Below are 14,533 nucleotides of genomic sequence, written 5' to 3' on the forward strand. Positions count from 1 at the left end.
GGGGTATCTGGTTTCCCGCGTTATCGTTGACGACCATCGCGAGCAAGCTCGGCTCCTACAGAGGTTTGTGGGATTGGGCGTTACGCCGGCACTGGCGCGTTAGCCGCAATCAACCCGGCACTGCGCAGTTCCGCCCAGAATGCCGCCGGGATCACTGCCTTGAGCGCAGCCACATCTTCAGCAATACGCTCCGGACGGCTGGCACCCGGGATCACCGCGGCCACCGCCGGGTTGGCCAGGGAGAATTGCAGCGCTGCGGCCTTTATGTCCACGCCATGGGCCTGGGCGATGCGCTTGATGTGCTCGACCTTCTGGATGATCTGCGGGCTGGCCTTCTGGTATTCGAAGTGCGCGCCACCGGCCAGGATCCCTGAGCTGTAGGGACCTCCGATCACGATGTCGACGTTCTGCGCATGGGCCGAGGCCATCACGCGTTGCAGGGCACGTTCGTGATCGAGCAAGGTGTAGCGACCGGCGAGCAGCATGCCGTCGGGGCGGGCTTCTTCCAGATCCAGGGTCAGCTCGATCGGCTCGACACGGTTGACACCCAGGCCCCAGGCCTTGATCACGCCCTCGTCACGCAGACGGTCCAGAACCTTGAACGCACCGGTGCGGGCCTGTTCGAAGTATTGCAGCCACTGGTCACCGTAGAAGTCCTGGGCGATGTCGTGAATCCAGACGATGTCCAGGCGGTCGGTCTTCAGGCGCTTGAGGCTGTCCTCGATGGAGCGCTTCGTGGCATCGGCGCTGTAGTCGTTGACGATCTTGTTGCGCAGACCGTGTTCGAACACACCGCTTTTTTCGCCCAGGTCACGGGCGCTGTTGTCCAGTTCGTCGAGGATGACGCGGCCGACCTTGGTGCTCAGGACGTAGTCGTCGCGGTTGTATTTTTCCAGCGCGTTGCCCAGGCGGATTTCGGAAAGACCGGCACCGTAGAACGGCGCGGTATCGAAGTAACGCACGCCGGCATCCCAGGCCGCATCGACGGTGGCCAGTGCCTCGGTTTCAGGAATGTTGCGGAACATGTTGCCCAGTGGGGCGGTACCGAAACCCAACACGCCTGGCAATTTGTCTTTCAAGCTCATTTTCGAATCCTCTGGATCAGTTGAGTGATCGCCGGTTGGCGACCGTTGAGCAGATCCTAGATTGCGCAATGCAGACCGTCCAAGACACAATAAGCCACACTTGAGACCTCACGAGCATTAAATGATAGATCTCCGCCAGCTTCGCTATTTCATCGTCACCGCCGAAGAGGAGCATGTGGGCCGTGCGGCAGAGCGGTTGCACATTTCCCAGTCGCCCCTGAGCCGGCAGATTGCCCAGCTCGAAGAGCGCCTGGGCCTGGTCCTGTTCGAGCGCAGCCAGCAACGCATCCGCCTGACAACCGACGGACGGACTTTCCTCACCGAAGCCCGCGCCCTGCTCACCCACGCCAATCGCCTGGAGTCATTGGGCAAGCGCCTGGGTCGTGGCGAGGAAGGCGGTCTGTGCATCGGCTACATCGAAAATGCCATGCACGCCAACGTGCTGCCGGCGGCCTTGCGGGAAGTGCGCGAGATTCGCCCCGGCGTGCACATCGCCCTGCATCACCTGAGTTCGGCCGATCAGCTCGAAGGCTTGCGCCAGCGCAGCCTGGACGTAGCGCTGGTCAGCGAACCGCCGAGCAACGATGACCCGGAACTGACGCACTTCCAGTTGCTGGAAGACCCGATGTTGCTGGCGATGCCGGCGAACCATCCGCTGGCGGGTACCGAGCGTCTGCTGCCGACTCACGTGCAGGATCTGGACTGGATCGGCGTGAAGTACAGCCAGGGCGAGAACCATCATGCGGATTTCGTCGCTGCGTGCATTCGCGCAGGGTTCACGCCGCAGATTCGTCTGGAGGCGGCTGAGCCGTATACCGCGTTGGGTCTGGTGGCGGCTGGGCTGGGGGTGGCCATGACTCAGAAAAGTTTGAATCAAGCGGCGCATCCAGGGGTGGTGTTTCGCGAGCTGCCGTGGCTCACGTTTACCATGCCGCTGTGGGTGGCTTGGCATCGGGTGACGTTGCGGCCGTTGGTGGAAACGTTTCGGTTGATTCTTACCGGGCCGGAGCCGGAGCCTTTTGTTTCGCAGCAACAAGGCAGTCTGGCCGAGGTGCGTTAATTGCGCCCATAACTAAAAACGCCGCGTTGGACGCGGCGTTTTTAGTTGTTTTACAGCAGTTCGGAATAACTTCAATCATTAACTTCAACCGCTCTGCTGGGCGTTACCGAGGATGGTGTAGTCCAGGGTACGGGTGACGCCGGCGCTGTCCAGGTAAACCATCTTCGAGTCGATGATACCGCTGGTGGTGGCAGGGTCCTGAGCGGATTTGATGCTGATGACCTTGGCGATGTCCAAACCTTTCTGGGCTGGAGTTGCCTCTTGAGCCGAAGCAAAAACACTGGCTAACGAAAGTGCGGCGAACATTACGTATTTCATGATGAATCTCCGGGATAAGTTGGTTAAGAGAGCAACTCAGTGGTCTGTGTTTGCTCGCTTGGGACCCATTATCAATTCATCACTTGAGTGGCGGAAGTTCGCTTAATTAATACCAAAGATTAAGAAAATTGATGAGGCGTTCCGCGCTGATTGATTTCACCCACTGTAGGAGCGAGCTTGCTCGCGATGGTTGTCAACGATGACGTTGGATACCTGACACCCCGCGGTGGTCTGGAGTCCATCGCGAGCAAGCTCGCTCCTACAGGTGTTCGTCACAGGCAACGCGTGGTATCAGGTTTCCCGCGTTATCGTTGACGACCATCGCGAGCATGCTCGCTCCTACAATTACTGCAGCGGTGAAAACTTCGCGGGCAGGTAGATGGTGGATTGCATGTCGCGCAGTTGCGGGCCGGAGTTTTCCGGGGGCCAAACGCCGTCTGCAACGGCCTGGGTGCGCACTTGCAGGCGCTGTTCCAGCGTCGACCAGGGCCAGATGTGGAGGTAGCGCGGCAGTGCGCCGTCGGTGGCGTAAAACGCGGCGTATACCGGGGAGTATTGTTCGGCGGTGCGGGCTTCGATGGCCTTGGCCCAACCATCGAGGGTCGGTTGCAGGCCAGCGCTGATCAGGTCGTAGACCCGCACTTCGTAGCACGGCCCATGATTGCCGGGGTCGAGGGGTTTGAGGAAGGGAAACAGGCTGTAGTTTTCGATGCGCAGGTCGGTGATGAACTCGTTGATGCCAAACGCCCGGCCATCCAGCAAGAACCGCTCGCGCTCGGCTTGCCGCGCGTTTTCATCGGCAAAGCCGCGCAACAGGGCAATCTGGTTCAACTGACCTATCTCCGAGGCCCAGCACCCCATCAGGGTGCCGCCGACCTCGGGATCGGCCAGTGCCGTTTCAATCTTCGCCAGCGCTTGGGCGACGGTGCGAACCTTTACCGTGAAGGTGATCAACTCGAATAACCGCATGGCGTACTCCGGCCAGAATTCAATAGCCGGCAGCCTAGGGCAACGGTTTGCGCTGCGGTATTCGGGTGATCACTCTCGCCGTAAGTGATTTCTTTAGTTCGGGTCCAGCAGCCCGCCGCTCCAGTTGCGCGACACGCGGGTGCCGGTGAACTTCGCCACGCCCATGCCCTGGCCGATCAGGCGATCGCGGTAGCGGGTGACCAGGCGTCCGGTCTGCTGCGCGTACAACACCACTTCCGAAGACGGATCGCCGGGGCGGCGCAGGATTCGCGCGAAACGTTGGCCTTCCTCGACGAGATCGCCCAGTTCTTTCTCGAAGATCAGCACGCCGGGTTGCGGCGCGAGGATGGTTTCCATGTGGCCCATTTCCACTGCTTCGACGGGCCAGTCTGCGGGTACCGCGGTATCGTCGATCACGCCGTATCCGCACAGCCAGGTGTGAAGACCGTCGGCATCCTGCTCGGCGAAGTGATCGCTGACGTCGCCCTGCCCGCGCAACTCCAGGGTCGCAGCCATGTGCCGGTCGGCGCTGCCTTCGCGCAGCCAGGGGGCGATGATGGTTTCTTCGAAGGAGCCGTCGCCGCCGTCGTCCCAGATGATCGCCACGTCCATCTTCAACGCCGCCGCCAGGTCACGACCGCGAGGCCAGAAACTGCGGTGCACGTAGAGGTAAGGCAGTGCTTCGTCATCGGTGTGCAGGTCGAGCATCACATCCGCCGGAGCCGCCAGTTGCACCAGTTGCTTTTGCCATTGCTCGACCACGGTGGAAGGCTGCTCCATGGCCGCCGACTGGTCGAAGCCCCGGTTGAAGTTATGCCCGGTGGCGTCGTGATGCCGCCCGAGAATCCGCCCCTGACGGAACTGGCCGATACCCAGCGGATTGGCCTGGGGCACCACGGTGATGCTGCCCTTGAGACGGCCTTGCTGCTCGGCCACTTGCAGACGTTGCATCAGCAGGTGCAGCACCAGCATCCCGGCGATCTCATCGGCATGCACGCCGGCCTGCAAATGCACGGTCGGACCGCTGCCGTCACCGACGAACCGCCATGCCCCGACCTGAACGGTGCCGCCGTTATTGTTGTGAACGTTGAACGAAACATCCTGCGCCATGCGATTGCCCCCTGTTTTGTATGCCAAAAGCGTCGTCGCGGACGAGACTGGTGATTGAACGTATGTTCAACTAAGCTCGGCAACGTGGAACCATTCAAGGAATACCCCGTGACCACACCTGCCCCGAAAAACCGTCGTGCCGAAGCCGATGAACGCCGTGAGTCGCTGATTTGCGCCGCCCTGCGCTGTCTGGTTCGCGATGGCCATGCCGGGCTTTCCGTGCGGCGTATCGCCACCGAGGCCGGTGTATCTGTCGGCTTGCTCAATCATCATTTCGGTAGCATCGATGCGCTGATCGCCGACACTTACCAGAAGCTCGCCATCGAACTGACCACCGCGCTGCGCAATGAAATCGATCAGGCCGGCACGCCGGCGCAGAAGATGGATGCGTTCCTGGTCGGTTCCTTTTCGCCCCGGGTCCTGGACCCGCAATTGCTCGGCGCCTGGGTGGTGTTCTGGAGCCTGATCCGGCATTCCGAACACGTAAGCCAGGCCCATGAAAAAAGCTATGGCACCTACATCGACCTGCTGTGTCGGTTGCTCGACGACCTGGCCACCAGCGAAGGTTTCAAGATCCACGACACCCGCCTGGCCGCCATCGGTCTATCGGCGATGCTCGACGGCCTCTGGATCGAGTGGAGCCTCAACGCCGAGACCTTCAGCCCGGCCAACGGTCTCCACATCTGTCGCTGCTGGGTAAAGGGACTGCGAAACGGAGCATTCAGCGCCGACGACGTCCTGTGAGGCGTGCCGGCCGAAGATCATCGCCAAGGTGCCGCTGACCGCAATCAGGCCGGCGCCGATCATCAGTGACACATCCATCAGCGTGCCCCAGACCACGCTCGACAGCAGGAACGCCCAAATCAGCCCGGTGTACTCGAACGGTGCCAGCACCGTGGCCGTGGCGCGCTGGAAACTGGCGAACAGCAAGAACTGCCCCGCTCCTCCCATCAGGCCGGCGGCGAGCATGCCCAGCCAGGCCGGCATCGGCGTCGGAGTGTGGGTCCAGGGCAAGGCCACGGCCATGCAGATCACGAACACCACATTGGTGATGAGCATCTGCTCCAGCACAGAAGTCTGGTCATCCACCTGGCGCAGTTGAATGTAAGTAAACGCCCAGAACACTGCCGCCAGCAGGGTCAGGACGATCGGCACAGGGTCCACCATGTTGTTGGGACGACAGGCAATCACCACGCCGATGAAACCGAGGATCAGGGCGAACCACTGCCAGCGGTTGACCTGTTCCTTGAGAATGCTCGTCGCCAGCACCGTGACCATGATCGGTGCCGAGAAATACAGGGTGGTCATTTCTGCCAGGGTCAGGTCCCGGGCCGCGGTGTAGTACAGCAGCCACGCCGCAATCGACAGCAGACCGCGCACCACCAGGAGCCGCCGGCTCGACGAGCGCCAGGCCCGGCGAACCAGCTCGGTGCGCCCCGCCAGCAGACAGGCGCCCGCCACCACGACGGCGCGCCAGAACAGAATGGTGAACACCGAATAGCCGTCCACCAGCCACTTTATGCCCGCGTCCTGCAAGGACAGAAAGGCATAGCCCAGAACGCACAGGCCAATGCCTTGCAGTGAGCGGTCAACCCGTGGCTGGTTCATCATGCGGACCTGCGCACCGGGGTGCCGCGCCGTTCGAAGAAGGCAAACAGCGCCTCGATCAGGAACGTCAGGCAGATGTACACGCCGGCCACCAGCAGCAATGGCTCATAGACCTGCAGGGTCTGCGCCCGCACCACGTTGGCCGCGCCCAACAGGTCGATGACCGCGATGGTCGAGGCCAGCGCCGTGGATTTGAGCAGCATCACCGTTTCCCCGGCCAGGGTCGGCAGCAGCAGACGCAGCGCCCGTGGCAGGCGTACCCGCAACAGGGTCTGGCGCGGAGTCATGCCGAAGGCCGAGGCCGCTTCCATTTCCCCCTTGGGCACCGCCAGCAGACCGCCGCGAATCACTTCGCCGACGTAGGCGCCCACCGACACCACCAGGGCGAAGACGATGTACCAGTAGCCGTCGCGCATGTACGGCCAGAGGAAGCTGCCGCGGATCACCGGAAACTGCGCGAACAGGCTGCCCAGGCCGTAGTAGAAGATGTAGATCTGGATCAGCAGCGGCGTGCCGCGCGTCACACTGGTGAAGAACAGGCTGACTTTGGCGATCAGCTTGTTTCTGGAGATGCGTGCCAGTGCCACCAGGATTGCCAGGACGAACCCCAGCACGCTGGAAATCAGCAGGATGGCGATGGTCGTTTGCAGTCCGCGCATCAGCAGCGATGCGTATTCGAATATCCACGCTGGAATCATTTCGCTCTCTCAACCCGTTCGTTCGGCCCGGTTAGTCGACAATTGGCATCCAGCGACGAATGCGTCGCTCCAGCCGTCCCGACAAGTAGTTGGATACCAGCGTCACCGCGTAATACAGCGCCGCGGCGGTGAGATAGAACAACAGGTACTGACGGGTCGAACCTGCGGCCTGCTTGGCGGTGTAGAGCAGTTCGTTGGTGCCGACCACGCTGATCAGCGCACTGTCCTTGATCAGGTTGATCCACAGGTTGGACATGCCCGCCATCGCGTACGGCGCCATGATCGGCAGTGTGACGCGGCGAAACAGCCCGAAACCGTGCAGGCCGAAAGCCTTGCCTGCTTCGATCTGGCCGAAAGGAATGGCCTGGATCGCTGCGCGGAAGATCTCCGAGGCGTAGGCGCCCTGTACCAGACCCAGCACCAGGATCGCCGCCAGTGGCCCGCTGACATTGACCACGTCGTAACCCAAAGACTCCATCAAGCGATTGAGCAGCATGGAACCGACGTAGAACAGCAACAGGATCATCAACAACTCGGGTACGGCGCGGAACAATGTGGTGTAACCCCGGGCCAGTGCCGCAATGGGTTTGGGCGCGCCCAGCTTGAGACAGGCCACCACCAGCCCGACGATCAACCCGACCACAAAGGCCCCGGCCGATATCTGCAGGGTCATCCCCAGACCCTTGAGCAACGCAGCGCCCCATCCCTGTTCGCTGAAACCGATCATCTCGAACATTGTTGGCATTTCAGTCTCCGGTTAAGCCCCACAGAACACCCTGCTCCCTGTAGGAGCGAGCATGCTCGCGATGGATTCCGATACACCGCGGGGCATCAGGCTTCCCGCGTTATCGTTCGCCACCATCGCGAGCATGCTCGCTCCTACAGGTGCGTCACCAAGGTCACAACTTCGGCTTTACGCTGGTGCCGAAATAGCTCTGGGAGAGTTCGTCGTAGTCCTTGCTGGCCAGCAGTTCGGTTATGGCCTTGTCGAGCTTGGCCTTGAGTTCGGTGTCGTCCTTGCGAATGCCCGCGCCGACGCCCTTGCCGAACAGCGGGTCGTAAGGGACGGTGGCGAGCAGTTCGAGGCCCTTGGCGTCCGGGGATTTGACGAAAGCGGTCATCGCGGTGCCGTCGGCCATCATCAGGTCGATGCGACCGGCAACCATGTCGGCGTTGGCCGAATCCTGGGTGTCGTAGTACTTCACGTCGGCGATTTTTTCGTAGTAGGCCTTCAGGTAACTGGCGCTGACGGTGGAGTTCTGCACGCCGATGGTCTTGCCCTTCAGGTCATCCGGGTACTTGGCGACTTTGGTGCCCTTGGGGCCGACAATCGCGATCGGGGTGTCGTAGTAGGCCTTGCTGAAAGCTATCTGCTTCTCACGCTCTTCGGTCACCGACATCGAGGAAAAAATCACGTCGATCTTCTTCGCCAGCAGCGACGGAATGATCCCGTCCCACGCCACTTCCTTGATCTCGCACTCGGCTTTCATTTCGCTGCACAGCTTGTGGATCAGATCCACTTCAAAGCCCTTCCACTCACCGTTGGCCTGCTTCTCGGTGTACGGCGGATAGGGTTCGGCTGCGACCGCGAAGCGGATCGGCTGGGCCTGCGCTGCGCTGATGCCGGCGAGCATGACGCAAGCCACGCCGCCCAACCAGTTTGCCAAACGTCGATTTCCCATGATTGTTCCCTGTCTTTTATTGATGTTATTAGCGAGTCTGATGAGCGTTGACGAACTGTCGGCAACGCTCGCTGCGTGGGTGTACGAACACATCGTCCGGCGTACCGGTTTCCTCGATCAGGCCTTGATGCAGGAAGGCGACCTTGGATGAGACATCGCGTGCGAAGGCCATTTCATGGGTCACCAGGATCATGGTCCGGCCTTCTTCGGCGAGCGAGCGGATCACCCGCAGCACTTCGCCGACCAGTTCCGGGTCGAGTGCCGAGGTGGGTTCATCGAACAGCATGACCTTGGGCCGCATGGCAAGGGCCCGGGCGATCGCCACCCGTTGTTGCTGCCCCCCGGAGAGAAACGCCGGGTATTCGTTGCGCTTGGCCGCCAGCCCCACGCGTTCGAGCAGCGCTTCGGCGCGTTCGGTGGCCTCCGCCTTGCTCTCGCGCAGGACCTGGGTCGGCGCCTCGATCAGGTTCTCCAGCACCGTGCGATGGGGCCAGAGGTTGAAGTTCTGGAACACCATGCCCAGGCTCGAACGGATGCGCACCAGCTGCTTGGCATCCGCCACCAGCGGCGCGCCGGGACGGGTGTGGTTCAGGTGAATGCTTTCGCCGTCCACCAGGATGCGGCCCTGGTCCGGCACTTCGAGCATGTTGATGCAGCGCAGCAAGGTACTTTTGCCCGAGCCGCTGGCGCCGATCAGCGAAATCACATCGCCTTCGCGGGCGGTCATCGAGACGCCCTTGAGCACTTCGATGTTGCCGAAGCGCTTGTGCAGCTTTTCCACCTCGATCATGTTGCGCACGGTCGCCGGCTGAATCAGCGGTTCGCTGGTCACGCGGGCGATGACAGGCTTCGGTGCTTCATCTCTGAGTACAAGAAGGAAGTCGCGGATGCGCTTGCACGCTTCCGCCAGCCGCTCTTCACCCATGGTGAAGGACAAGCGCACAAAGCCTTGAGCTGGCTCGCCAAAAGCGGCGGCATCGAGCACCGACACCCGCGCCTCACGCAGCAGCCGCCAGGCGAATTCCAGCGAGGTCAGGCCGGTAGCGCGCACGTCCACCAGCACGAACATGCCGGCATCGGGCTTGAGCACGGAAATCGCATCACAGCCCGACAGCCCCGCCACCACCAGGTCACGACGGTGCCGATAGATATCACGCATGCCGTGGCTGACTTCGTCGTGAGCCTGCACGGCCTTGAGCGCGGCTTCCATGCAGAAGCCCGGCAAGCCGTAGAGCATGCTCAACACCAGGTTTTCGGCATGGGCCACCAACCCGGGATCAGCAACGATCCAGCCGATGCGCCAGCCGGTCATGGCGTGGGACTTGGACAGGCTGCCGATCACCACGCAGCGTTCGGCCATGCCCGGCAACGCCGCCAAGCTCAAGTGATCGCGCTCGAAGGTCAGGCTTTCATAGACTTCATCGACCACCACCCAGAGGTCATGGGCGATGGCCAGGTCGGCGATGGTCTGCAGTTCTTCGCGGTTGAGCACCACGCCGGTGGGATTGTTCGGGTTGGAGAGGAAAATCGCCTTGGTGCGGTTGGTGATGGCCTTGGCGAGGACGGCGGCGTCGAGGCGGAAATCATCATCCGCCGAGCACGGCACCCGCACCAAAGTGGCGCCGGAGGCCTTGAGGGTCGCCTCGTAGGTCACGTACATCGGATCGAGGGCAATCACCTCGTCGCCGGCGCTGAGCAGGCACATCGAAGCGGTGAACAAGGCGTTCTGCGCCCCGGCCACGGTGATCACGTTTTCAGCTTGCAGTTCACGACCGAGGAGTTTGGAGTAACGCCCGGCGATGGCGTCGCGCAGCGCCTTGCGGCCAGCGATTTCGGTGTAGTGGGTGTCACCTTCGCGCAGCGCTTCGATGGCGGCATCGGTGATGAAGTCGGGTGTCGGGAAATCCGGATCGCCGACACTGAGAATGATCACATCCTCACCGCGTCGTCGCGCATCGAAAGCCGCGTAGTGAATATCCCAGGCCGCTACGCCTTGTCCTGAGATCCGCTCAACAAAGGGTGAAAACCGCATGCCAGTGCCTCGTTCAAAAAGAAGAAACGCAAGCCCGCAACCAGCCGGGAGAGTAGGTGGAAAAGAACATAATCCAAGCTGAACACTCGTTCAACAGAAAAGTGATGAAGGTGCGCGTTTAGCGTAAACAGGTCGTTTTTAATGCATTGGCGCCGTTTTTGCGTGGAGGCTCGCGCAAACCCTCCGGGCGGCGTTTGGGCGGCTATGCTGCTGTGATATTCCCTGGCCGGAACCACGCAATGCCCTCATCCGCCCGTCCCTTGCCGCTGTTTACCGCGCTCGCCCTCGTCCTGTCTCTGGACGGATGCGTACGCTTGGGGCCGGATTTTCAGCCGCCCGCAGAGCCCTGGGTCGATCACTGGAATTCGCCGCACCTGGAACAGGCCAGCCAGCGGGAACTGCAACCGGACATCCGCCAGTGGTGGGAGATTTTTGCCGACCCGACCCTGGACCAGTTGATCGCCGAAGCTGACGCCAACAACTCCAGCCTGAAGATCGCCGGCCTGCGGGTCATGGAGGCCCGGGCGCAACTGGGCATCGCCGAAAGCGGCCATTATCCGCAGCTGCAACAGCTCAGCGCCGACAGCGTGTATGTGCACCGTGACCAATCTGGCGGTCGTAACCCGGTCGACAGCCGTTTCTGGCAGCACAGCGCTGGCTTCGATGTGGGTTGGGAACTGGATTTCTGGGGACGTTTCAGCCGCGCCATCGAGGCCTCCGACGCCAGCTATTTCGCCGCCGAGGCCAATTACGAGGACGCCCTGGTGCTCCTGCGGGCGCAGGTCGCCGACAACTACTTTGCCCTGCGTACAACCCAGGCCCGCTTGCGAGTGGCCGAGGAGAACGCCCGCCAGCAGGAGCGCAATTACGAGATCACCGAAAAGCTTTTCAAGAGCGGCCAGACCGCCGAACTCGACCTGCAACAAGCCAAGACCCAATACCTGGGCACCCTGAGCAGCATTCCCGGCCTGCAGGATCAGCTGGTGCGCCTGCGCAATGCCCTGGCGATCCTGATCGGTCAGCCGCCGGGAGAATTGCCGCTGGTGGTGGAGAACAACAGCCTGATTCCGCTGGTGGACCGCGTGGTGCTGCAGGACGTCCCAGCCAAGCTGCTGCTGCGCCGCCCCGACGTGCGCGCCGCCGAATTGAACGTCGCCGCGCAGTCAGCGCTGGTGGGCGTGGCCGAGACCGATCTCTACCCGTCCCTGAGTCTGCTGGGCAGCATCGTCTGGTCCACCGACACCCTAAGCGGCAGTTCCCGCAGCCTCGACCTGATCGGCGGGCCAAGCCTGCGCTGGAACGTGTTCGATTACGGACGCATCACCAACAACGTGCGGGTCCAGGATGCGCGCCTGCAACAATTGATCGAGGCGTATCGCGACAAGGTGCGCCAGGCCGCGCGTGAGGCGGACGACGCCGCCAACGGCCTGACTCAGGCCTTGCAGCGCGAACGCATCCTGCGCGAGGCCGAAGGCGCGGCGAAGCGTTCACTGGAACTGGCCAACACCCTGTATCGCGAGGGTTACTCGGACTTTCAACGGGTGCTCGATGCCCAGCGCGCGCTGCTCGATACCCAGGACAGTTACCTGGTCAGTCGCAGCGACGCGGTCAGTAACGTGATTGCCCTGTACCGCGCCCTGGGCGGTGGCTGGTACAGCGCCCAGGCCAGGATCGACCCGGCCACGCGCAAGCAGATGGAACAACGCACCGACTGGGGCGACCTGCTGTCCGAGCCGCAACCCGCCTCCTCTTATCCCAATCCGGTAACCCCCCATGACTGACGCCGCGCCTCCCGCCACCGACGCCCCGCCACCCGCCGATCCGACGAAGAAAGGCGTGAAATGGGTGCTGCTGCTGATCGTCCTGAGCCTTGCCTGGTATCTGCTGGCGGATCGCTTCACGCCCTACACGCAACAGGCCCGGGTCGGCGCCTTCGTGATTCCGGTGGCGGCGGAAGTCGCAGGCCGGGTGATCCGCGTCAACGTGCGCAACAACCAGGACGTCAAGGCTGGCGATGTGATCTTCGAGGTCGATCCGCAGCCCTATCAAATCGCCGTCGACCGGGCCAAGGCCGATCTGGAGTCCACCCGCCGGCAGATCGGCGCGAGCACCGCCGGTATCGCTTCGGCCCAGGCCAGCTTGCGGGCGGCCCAGGCCAACGAGCTCAAGGCGCGGCAGGACAATCAGCGCCTTGAAGGCCTGTATCGCCAGGACCCCGGCACCGTGTCCGTGCGTCTGCTTGAAGTGTCCCGGGCCAACCGCGAGGCGGCGGTCAGCCAGGTCGCTGCCGCCCGCGCCGAAGTCCAAAGGGCCCGAGAACAGGAAGGCGGCAGCGAGGAAGACAACGCCCAGTTGCGCAGCGCCGCCACCGCTCTGTCGAAAGCCGAGCTGGATCTGTCCAACACCCAGGTGCGCGCCCGCTCGGCCGGGCTGATCACTGACCTGCGCACCGACGTCGGCCAGTTCGCCGCCGCCGGTAACCCGGTGATGACCCTGATCGCGATCCATGACGTGTGGATCAGCGCCGACATGACCGAGAACAACCTGGGGCTGGTCAAACCCGACACGCCGGTGCGGATCGTGCTCGATGCGCTGCCCGGCGAGGTGTTCGTCGGCCGTGTTCGCAGCGTCGGTTACGGTGTCAGCGTCGGCCAACCGACCGCCCCCGGTAGCCTGCCCACGGTGCAGAACAGCCGCGACTGGCTGCGCCCCGCCCAGCGATTCCCGGTGATCATCGAGTTTTCCCCCGAGGCGCTGAGTTCACTCAAGGACAACCGCTCGATCCGCGCTGGCGGCCAGGCCGAGGTGATGGCCTTTCCTGACGAGGGCAATTGGTTGAACCCGTTGGGACGGATTTTCCTCGGGCTGATGAGCTGGCTGTCGTATGCCTACTGAGCGCTCACCGAGGTCCCAGCGCGCGGCGCGCCTGGCATTTGGCACGGCGCTGTGCCTGGCAGCCAGTTATGGGCTGGCGTTGCCGATTCCGTTTCTGGCGCCGGTGTTGTGTACGTTGTTGCTGATATCCGTCAATCGCCCCCTGTCCTTCAAGGCGGCCATCGGCCTCGGGCTGGCGGCGATGCTCACCACCGGTGTCGGCCTGCTGCTGATTCCGCTGCTGCGTTATTTCGGGTTCAGCGGCGTGATGCTGATCGGGCTTTGTCTGTTCGCGGTGTTCGGGTTTGGCTTGAGGGGCGGCAATAATCTGATCGTCACGCTTTTGGTGATCGGTCTGACCATGATTTCTTCGGCGGGCTTTGCCGATTTTGATCTGGCGCTGACGGTGATCAAGGCATTGGTGGCGGGGTTGCTGCTGGCGATCATGATGGGTGTGATCGCCCATGGCGTGTTCCCGGAGCCGGCCAACGCCCCGACCCCGCCCGCTCCCGCGCCACTGCCCGAGAACGAAGTGCACCGGGTGGCGTTGCGCGCAACATTGATCGTGATCCCGGCGTTTCTGTTGGCGCTGATCGATCCGGCCAGCTACCTGCCGATCGTGCTCAAGGCGGTGAACCTGGGGCAGCAGAGTTCCACCACTTCGGCCCGCAGCGCCGGTCGCGAACTGGTCGGTTCGACGCTGCTCGGCGGTCTGCTGGCGATCCTGTTCTGGTGTGCGCTGAGCCTGTTCGTGCACCTGTGGATGTACTTTCTGTGGATGCTGCTGTTCGGCCTGATCCTGGCCCGCAAGCTCTACGGCCTGAGCCCCGGCCGCTGGAGCCCCGGTTTCTGGATGAACACCCTGATCACCCTGATCATCCTGCTGGGGCAGTCGGTGCAGGACAGCGCGGCGGGCAAGGACGTCTACACCGCGTTTGCGGTACGGATGGCGCTGTTCATTGCGGTGACCTTGTATGCGTGCGTGATGGTGCATGTGCTAGAGCAGCACCAAAATCCGAAGCCACAACCTCTCCTGTAGGAGCGAGCATGCTCGCGATGGAAGCCCATACACCGCGGGGCATCAGAACGCCCGCGTC

The 14,533-nt window shown here is 62.4% G+C and carries 13 protein-coding genes and 1 pseudogene; 5 read left to right on the forward strand and 9 right to left on the reverse strand.

Annotated elements, in window-relative coordinates; translation table 11 throughout:
- Window positions 1-80: 80 nt before the first annotated feature.
- The gene (locus tag ACW9JE_RS13590) at window positions 81-1,085 is read right to left on the reverse strand and encodes an aldo/keto reductase (protein ID WP_457433024.1); all 1,005 of its coding nucleotides are present in this window, start codon (window positions 1,083-1,085) and stop codon (window positions 81-83) included.
- Between the two features lie 121 nt (window positions 1,086-1,206).
- On the opposite strand from ACW9JE_RS13590, the gene ACW9JE_RS13595 reads away from it, so the two are divergent.
- Window positions 1,207-2,145 (forward strand): LysR substrate-binding domain-containing protein, encoded by a 939-nt coding sequence (locus ACW9JE_RS13595; protein WP_224533366.1) that lies wholly within the window; start codon window positions 1,207-1,209, stop codon window positions 2,143-2,145.
- A gap of 84 nt (window positions 2,146-2,229) precedes the next feature.
- On the opposite strand, the gene ACW9JE_RS13600 is transcribed toward ACW9JE_RS13595, so the two are convergent.
- From ACW9JE_RS13600 to ACW9JE_RS13610, 3 genes are all read right to left on the reverse strand, one after another.
- Window positions 2,230-2,463, reverse strand: a complete 234-nt coding sequence (locus tag ACW9JE_RS13600; protein WP_224533365.1) for a DUF2790 domain-containing protein — start codon at window positions 2,461-2,463, stop codon at window positions 2,230-2,232.
- Window positions 2,464-2,808: 345 nt separating this feature from the next.
- A complete protein-coding gene (locus tag ACW9JE_RS13605; protein ID WP_457433025.1) occupies window positions 2,809-3,432 on the reverse strand; it encodes an NIPSNAP family protein in 624 nt (207 codons plus the stop codon).
- 93 nt (window positions 3,433-3,525) lie between these two features.
- Entirely contained in the window at window positions 3,526-4,542 is a 1,017-nt protein-coding gene (locus tag ACW9JE_RS13610) for a succinylglutamate desuccinylase (RefSeq protein ID WP_457433026.1), read from the reverse strand.
- Window positions 4,543-4,761: 219 nt separating this feature from the next.
- Between ACW9JE_RS13610 and ACW9JE_RS13615 the strand changes: the two are divergent.
- Window positions 4,762-5,190, forward strand: a pseudogene (locus tag ACW9JE_RS13615) (TetR family transcriptional regulator C-terminal domain-containing protein); the annotation flags it as partial.
- On the opposite strand, the gene ACW9JE_RS13620 reads toward ACW9JE_RS13615, so the two are convergent.
- From ACW9JE_RS13620 to ACW9JE_RS13640, 5 genes are all read right to left on the reverse strand, one after another.
- A complete protein-coding gene (locus ACW9JE_RS13620) occupies window positions 5,146-6,150 on the reverse strand; it encodes a DMT family transporter (protein ID WP_457433027.1) in 1,005 nt (334 codons plus the stop codon). The pseudogene ACW9JE_RS13615 and the gene ACW9JE_RS13620 overlap by 45 nt on opposite strands.
- Entirely contained in the window at window positions 6,150-6,848 is a 699-nt protein-coding gene (locus ACW9JE_RS13625) for an ABC transporter permease (protein ID WP_457433028.1), read from the reverse strand. Before ACW9JE_RS13625 ends, ACW9JE_RS13620 begins: the two co-directional genes overlap by 1 nt.
- 31 nt (window positions 6,849-6,879) lie before the next feature.
- Window positions 6,880-7,593 (reverse strand): ABC transporter permease, encoded by a 714-nt coding sequence (locus tag ACW9JE_RS13630; RefSeq protein ID WP_224533360.1) that lies wholly within the window; start codon window positions 7,591-7,593, stop codon window positions 6,880-6,882.
- Between the two features lie 154 nt (window positions 7,594-7,747).
- The gene (locus tag ACW9JE_RS13635; RefSeq protein ID WP_224533359.1) at window positions 7,748-8,530 is read right to left on the reverse strand and encodes a transporter substrate-binding domain-containing protein; all 783 of its coding nucleotides are present in this window, start codon (window positions 8,528-8,530) and stop codon (window positions 7,748-7,750) included.
- 28 nt (window positions 8,531-8,558) lie between these two features.
- Window positions 8,559-10,562 carry an aminotransferase class I/II-fold pyridoxal phosphate-dependent enzyme gene (locus ACW9JE_RS13640; RefSeq protein WP_318011740.1) on the reverse strand — a complete coding sequence of 668 codons (2,004 nt, stop codon included), beginning with the start codon at window positions 10,560-10,562 and terminating at the stop codon, window positions 8,559-8,561.
- Window positions 10,563-10,801: 239 nt separating this feature from the next.
- On the opposite strand from ACW9JE_RS13640, the gene ACW9JE_RS13645 reads away from it, so the two are divergent.
- The 3 genes from ACW9JE_RS13645 to ACW9JE_RS13655 are packed head-to-tail and all read left to right on the forward strand — an operon-like array spanning window position 10,802 to window position 14,475.
- Complete coding sequence (locus ACW9JE_RS13645; RefSeq protein WP_457433029.1) at window positions 10,802-12,343, forward strand: efflux transporter outer membrane subunit; 1,542 nt, start codon at window positions 10,802-10,804, stop codon at window positions 12,341-12,343.
- Window positions 12,336-13,457: an HlyD family secretion protein gene (locus ACW9JE_RS13650; protein WP_457433030.1), complete on the forward strand. Its 1,122-nt coding sequence runs from the start codon at window positions 12,336-12,338 to the stop codon at window positions 13,455-13,457. The genes ACW9JE_RS13645 and ACW9JE_RS13650 overlap by 8 nt, the downstream gene beginning before the upstream one ends.
- Window positions 13,447-14,475, forward strand: coding sequence for a DUF2955 domain-containing protein (locus tag ACW9JE_RS13655; RefSeq protein ID WP_224533356.1), 1,029 nt, complete (start codon window positions 13,447-13,449; stop codon window positions 14,473-14,475). The genes ACW9JE_RS13650 and ACW9JE_RS13655 overlap by 11 nt, the downstream gene beginning before the upstream one ends.
- The last annotated feature ends 58 nt before the right edge of the window (window positions 14,476-14,533 follow it).

The sequence above is a fragment of the Pseudomonas sp. SDO55104_S430 genome (assembly GCF_054070595.1).

Excerpts from the sequence above, each read along its gene's own strand:
- ACW9JE_RS13595 (WP_224533366.1), top strand. The coding sequence starts at position 1,207 with ATGATAGATCTCCGCCAGCTTCGCTATTTCATCGTCACCGCCGAAGAG.
- ACW9JE_RS13605 (WP_457433025.1), bottom strand. The coding sequence starts at position 3,432 with ATGCGGTTATTCGAGTTGATCACCTTCACGGTAAAGGTTCGCACCGTC.
- ACW9JE_RS13645 (WP_457433029.1), top strand. The coding sequence starts at position 10,802 with ATGCCCTCATCCGCCCGTCCCTTGCCGCTGTTTACCGCGCTCGCCCTC.
- ACW9JE_RS13655 (WP_224533356.1), top strand. The coding sequence starts at position 13,447 with ATGCCTACTGAGCGCTCACCGAGGTCCCAGCGCGCGGCGCGCCTGGCA.
- ACW9JE_RS13635 (WP_224533359.1), bottom strand. The coding sequence starts at position 8,530 with ATGGGAAATCGACGTTTGGCAAACTGGTTGGGCGGCGTGGCTTGCGTC.
- ACW9JE_RS13600 (WP_224533365.1), bottom strand. The coding sequence starts at position 2,463 with ATGAAATACGTAATGTTCGCCGCACTTTCGTTAGCCAGTGTTTTTGCT.
- ACW9JE_RS13630 (WP_224533360.1), bottom strand. The coding sequence starts at position 7,593 with ATGCCAACAATGTTCGAGATGATCGGTTTCAGCGAACAGGGATGGGGC.
- ACW9JE_RS13625 (WP_457433028.1), bottom strand. The coding sequence starts at position 6,848 with ATGATTCCAGCGTGGATATTCGAATACGCATCGCTGCTGATGCGCGGA.
- ACW9JE_RS13590 (WP_457433024.1), bottom strand. The coding sequence starts at position 1,085 with ATGAGCTTGAAAGACAAATTGCCAGGCGTGTTGGGTTTCGGTACCGCC.
- ACW9JE_RS13650 (WP_457433030.1), top strand. The coding sequence starts at position 12,336 with ATGACTGACGCCGCGCCTCCCGCCACCGACGCCCCGCCACCCGCCGAT.
- ACW9JE_RS13620 (WP_457433027.1), bottom strand. The coding sequence starts at position 6,150 with ATGAACCAGCCACGGGTTGACCGCTCACTGCAAGGCATTGGCCTGTGC.
- ACW9JE_RS13610 (WP_457433026.1), bottom strand. The coding sequence starts at position 4,542 with ATGGCGCAGGATGTTTCGTTCAACGTTCACAACAATAACGGCGGCACC.
- ACW9JE_RS13640 (WP_318011740.1), bottom strand. The coding sequence starts at position 10,562 with ATGCGGTTTTCACCCTTTGTTGAGCGGATCTCAGGACAAGGCGTAGCG.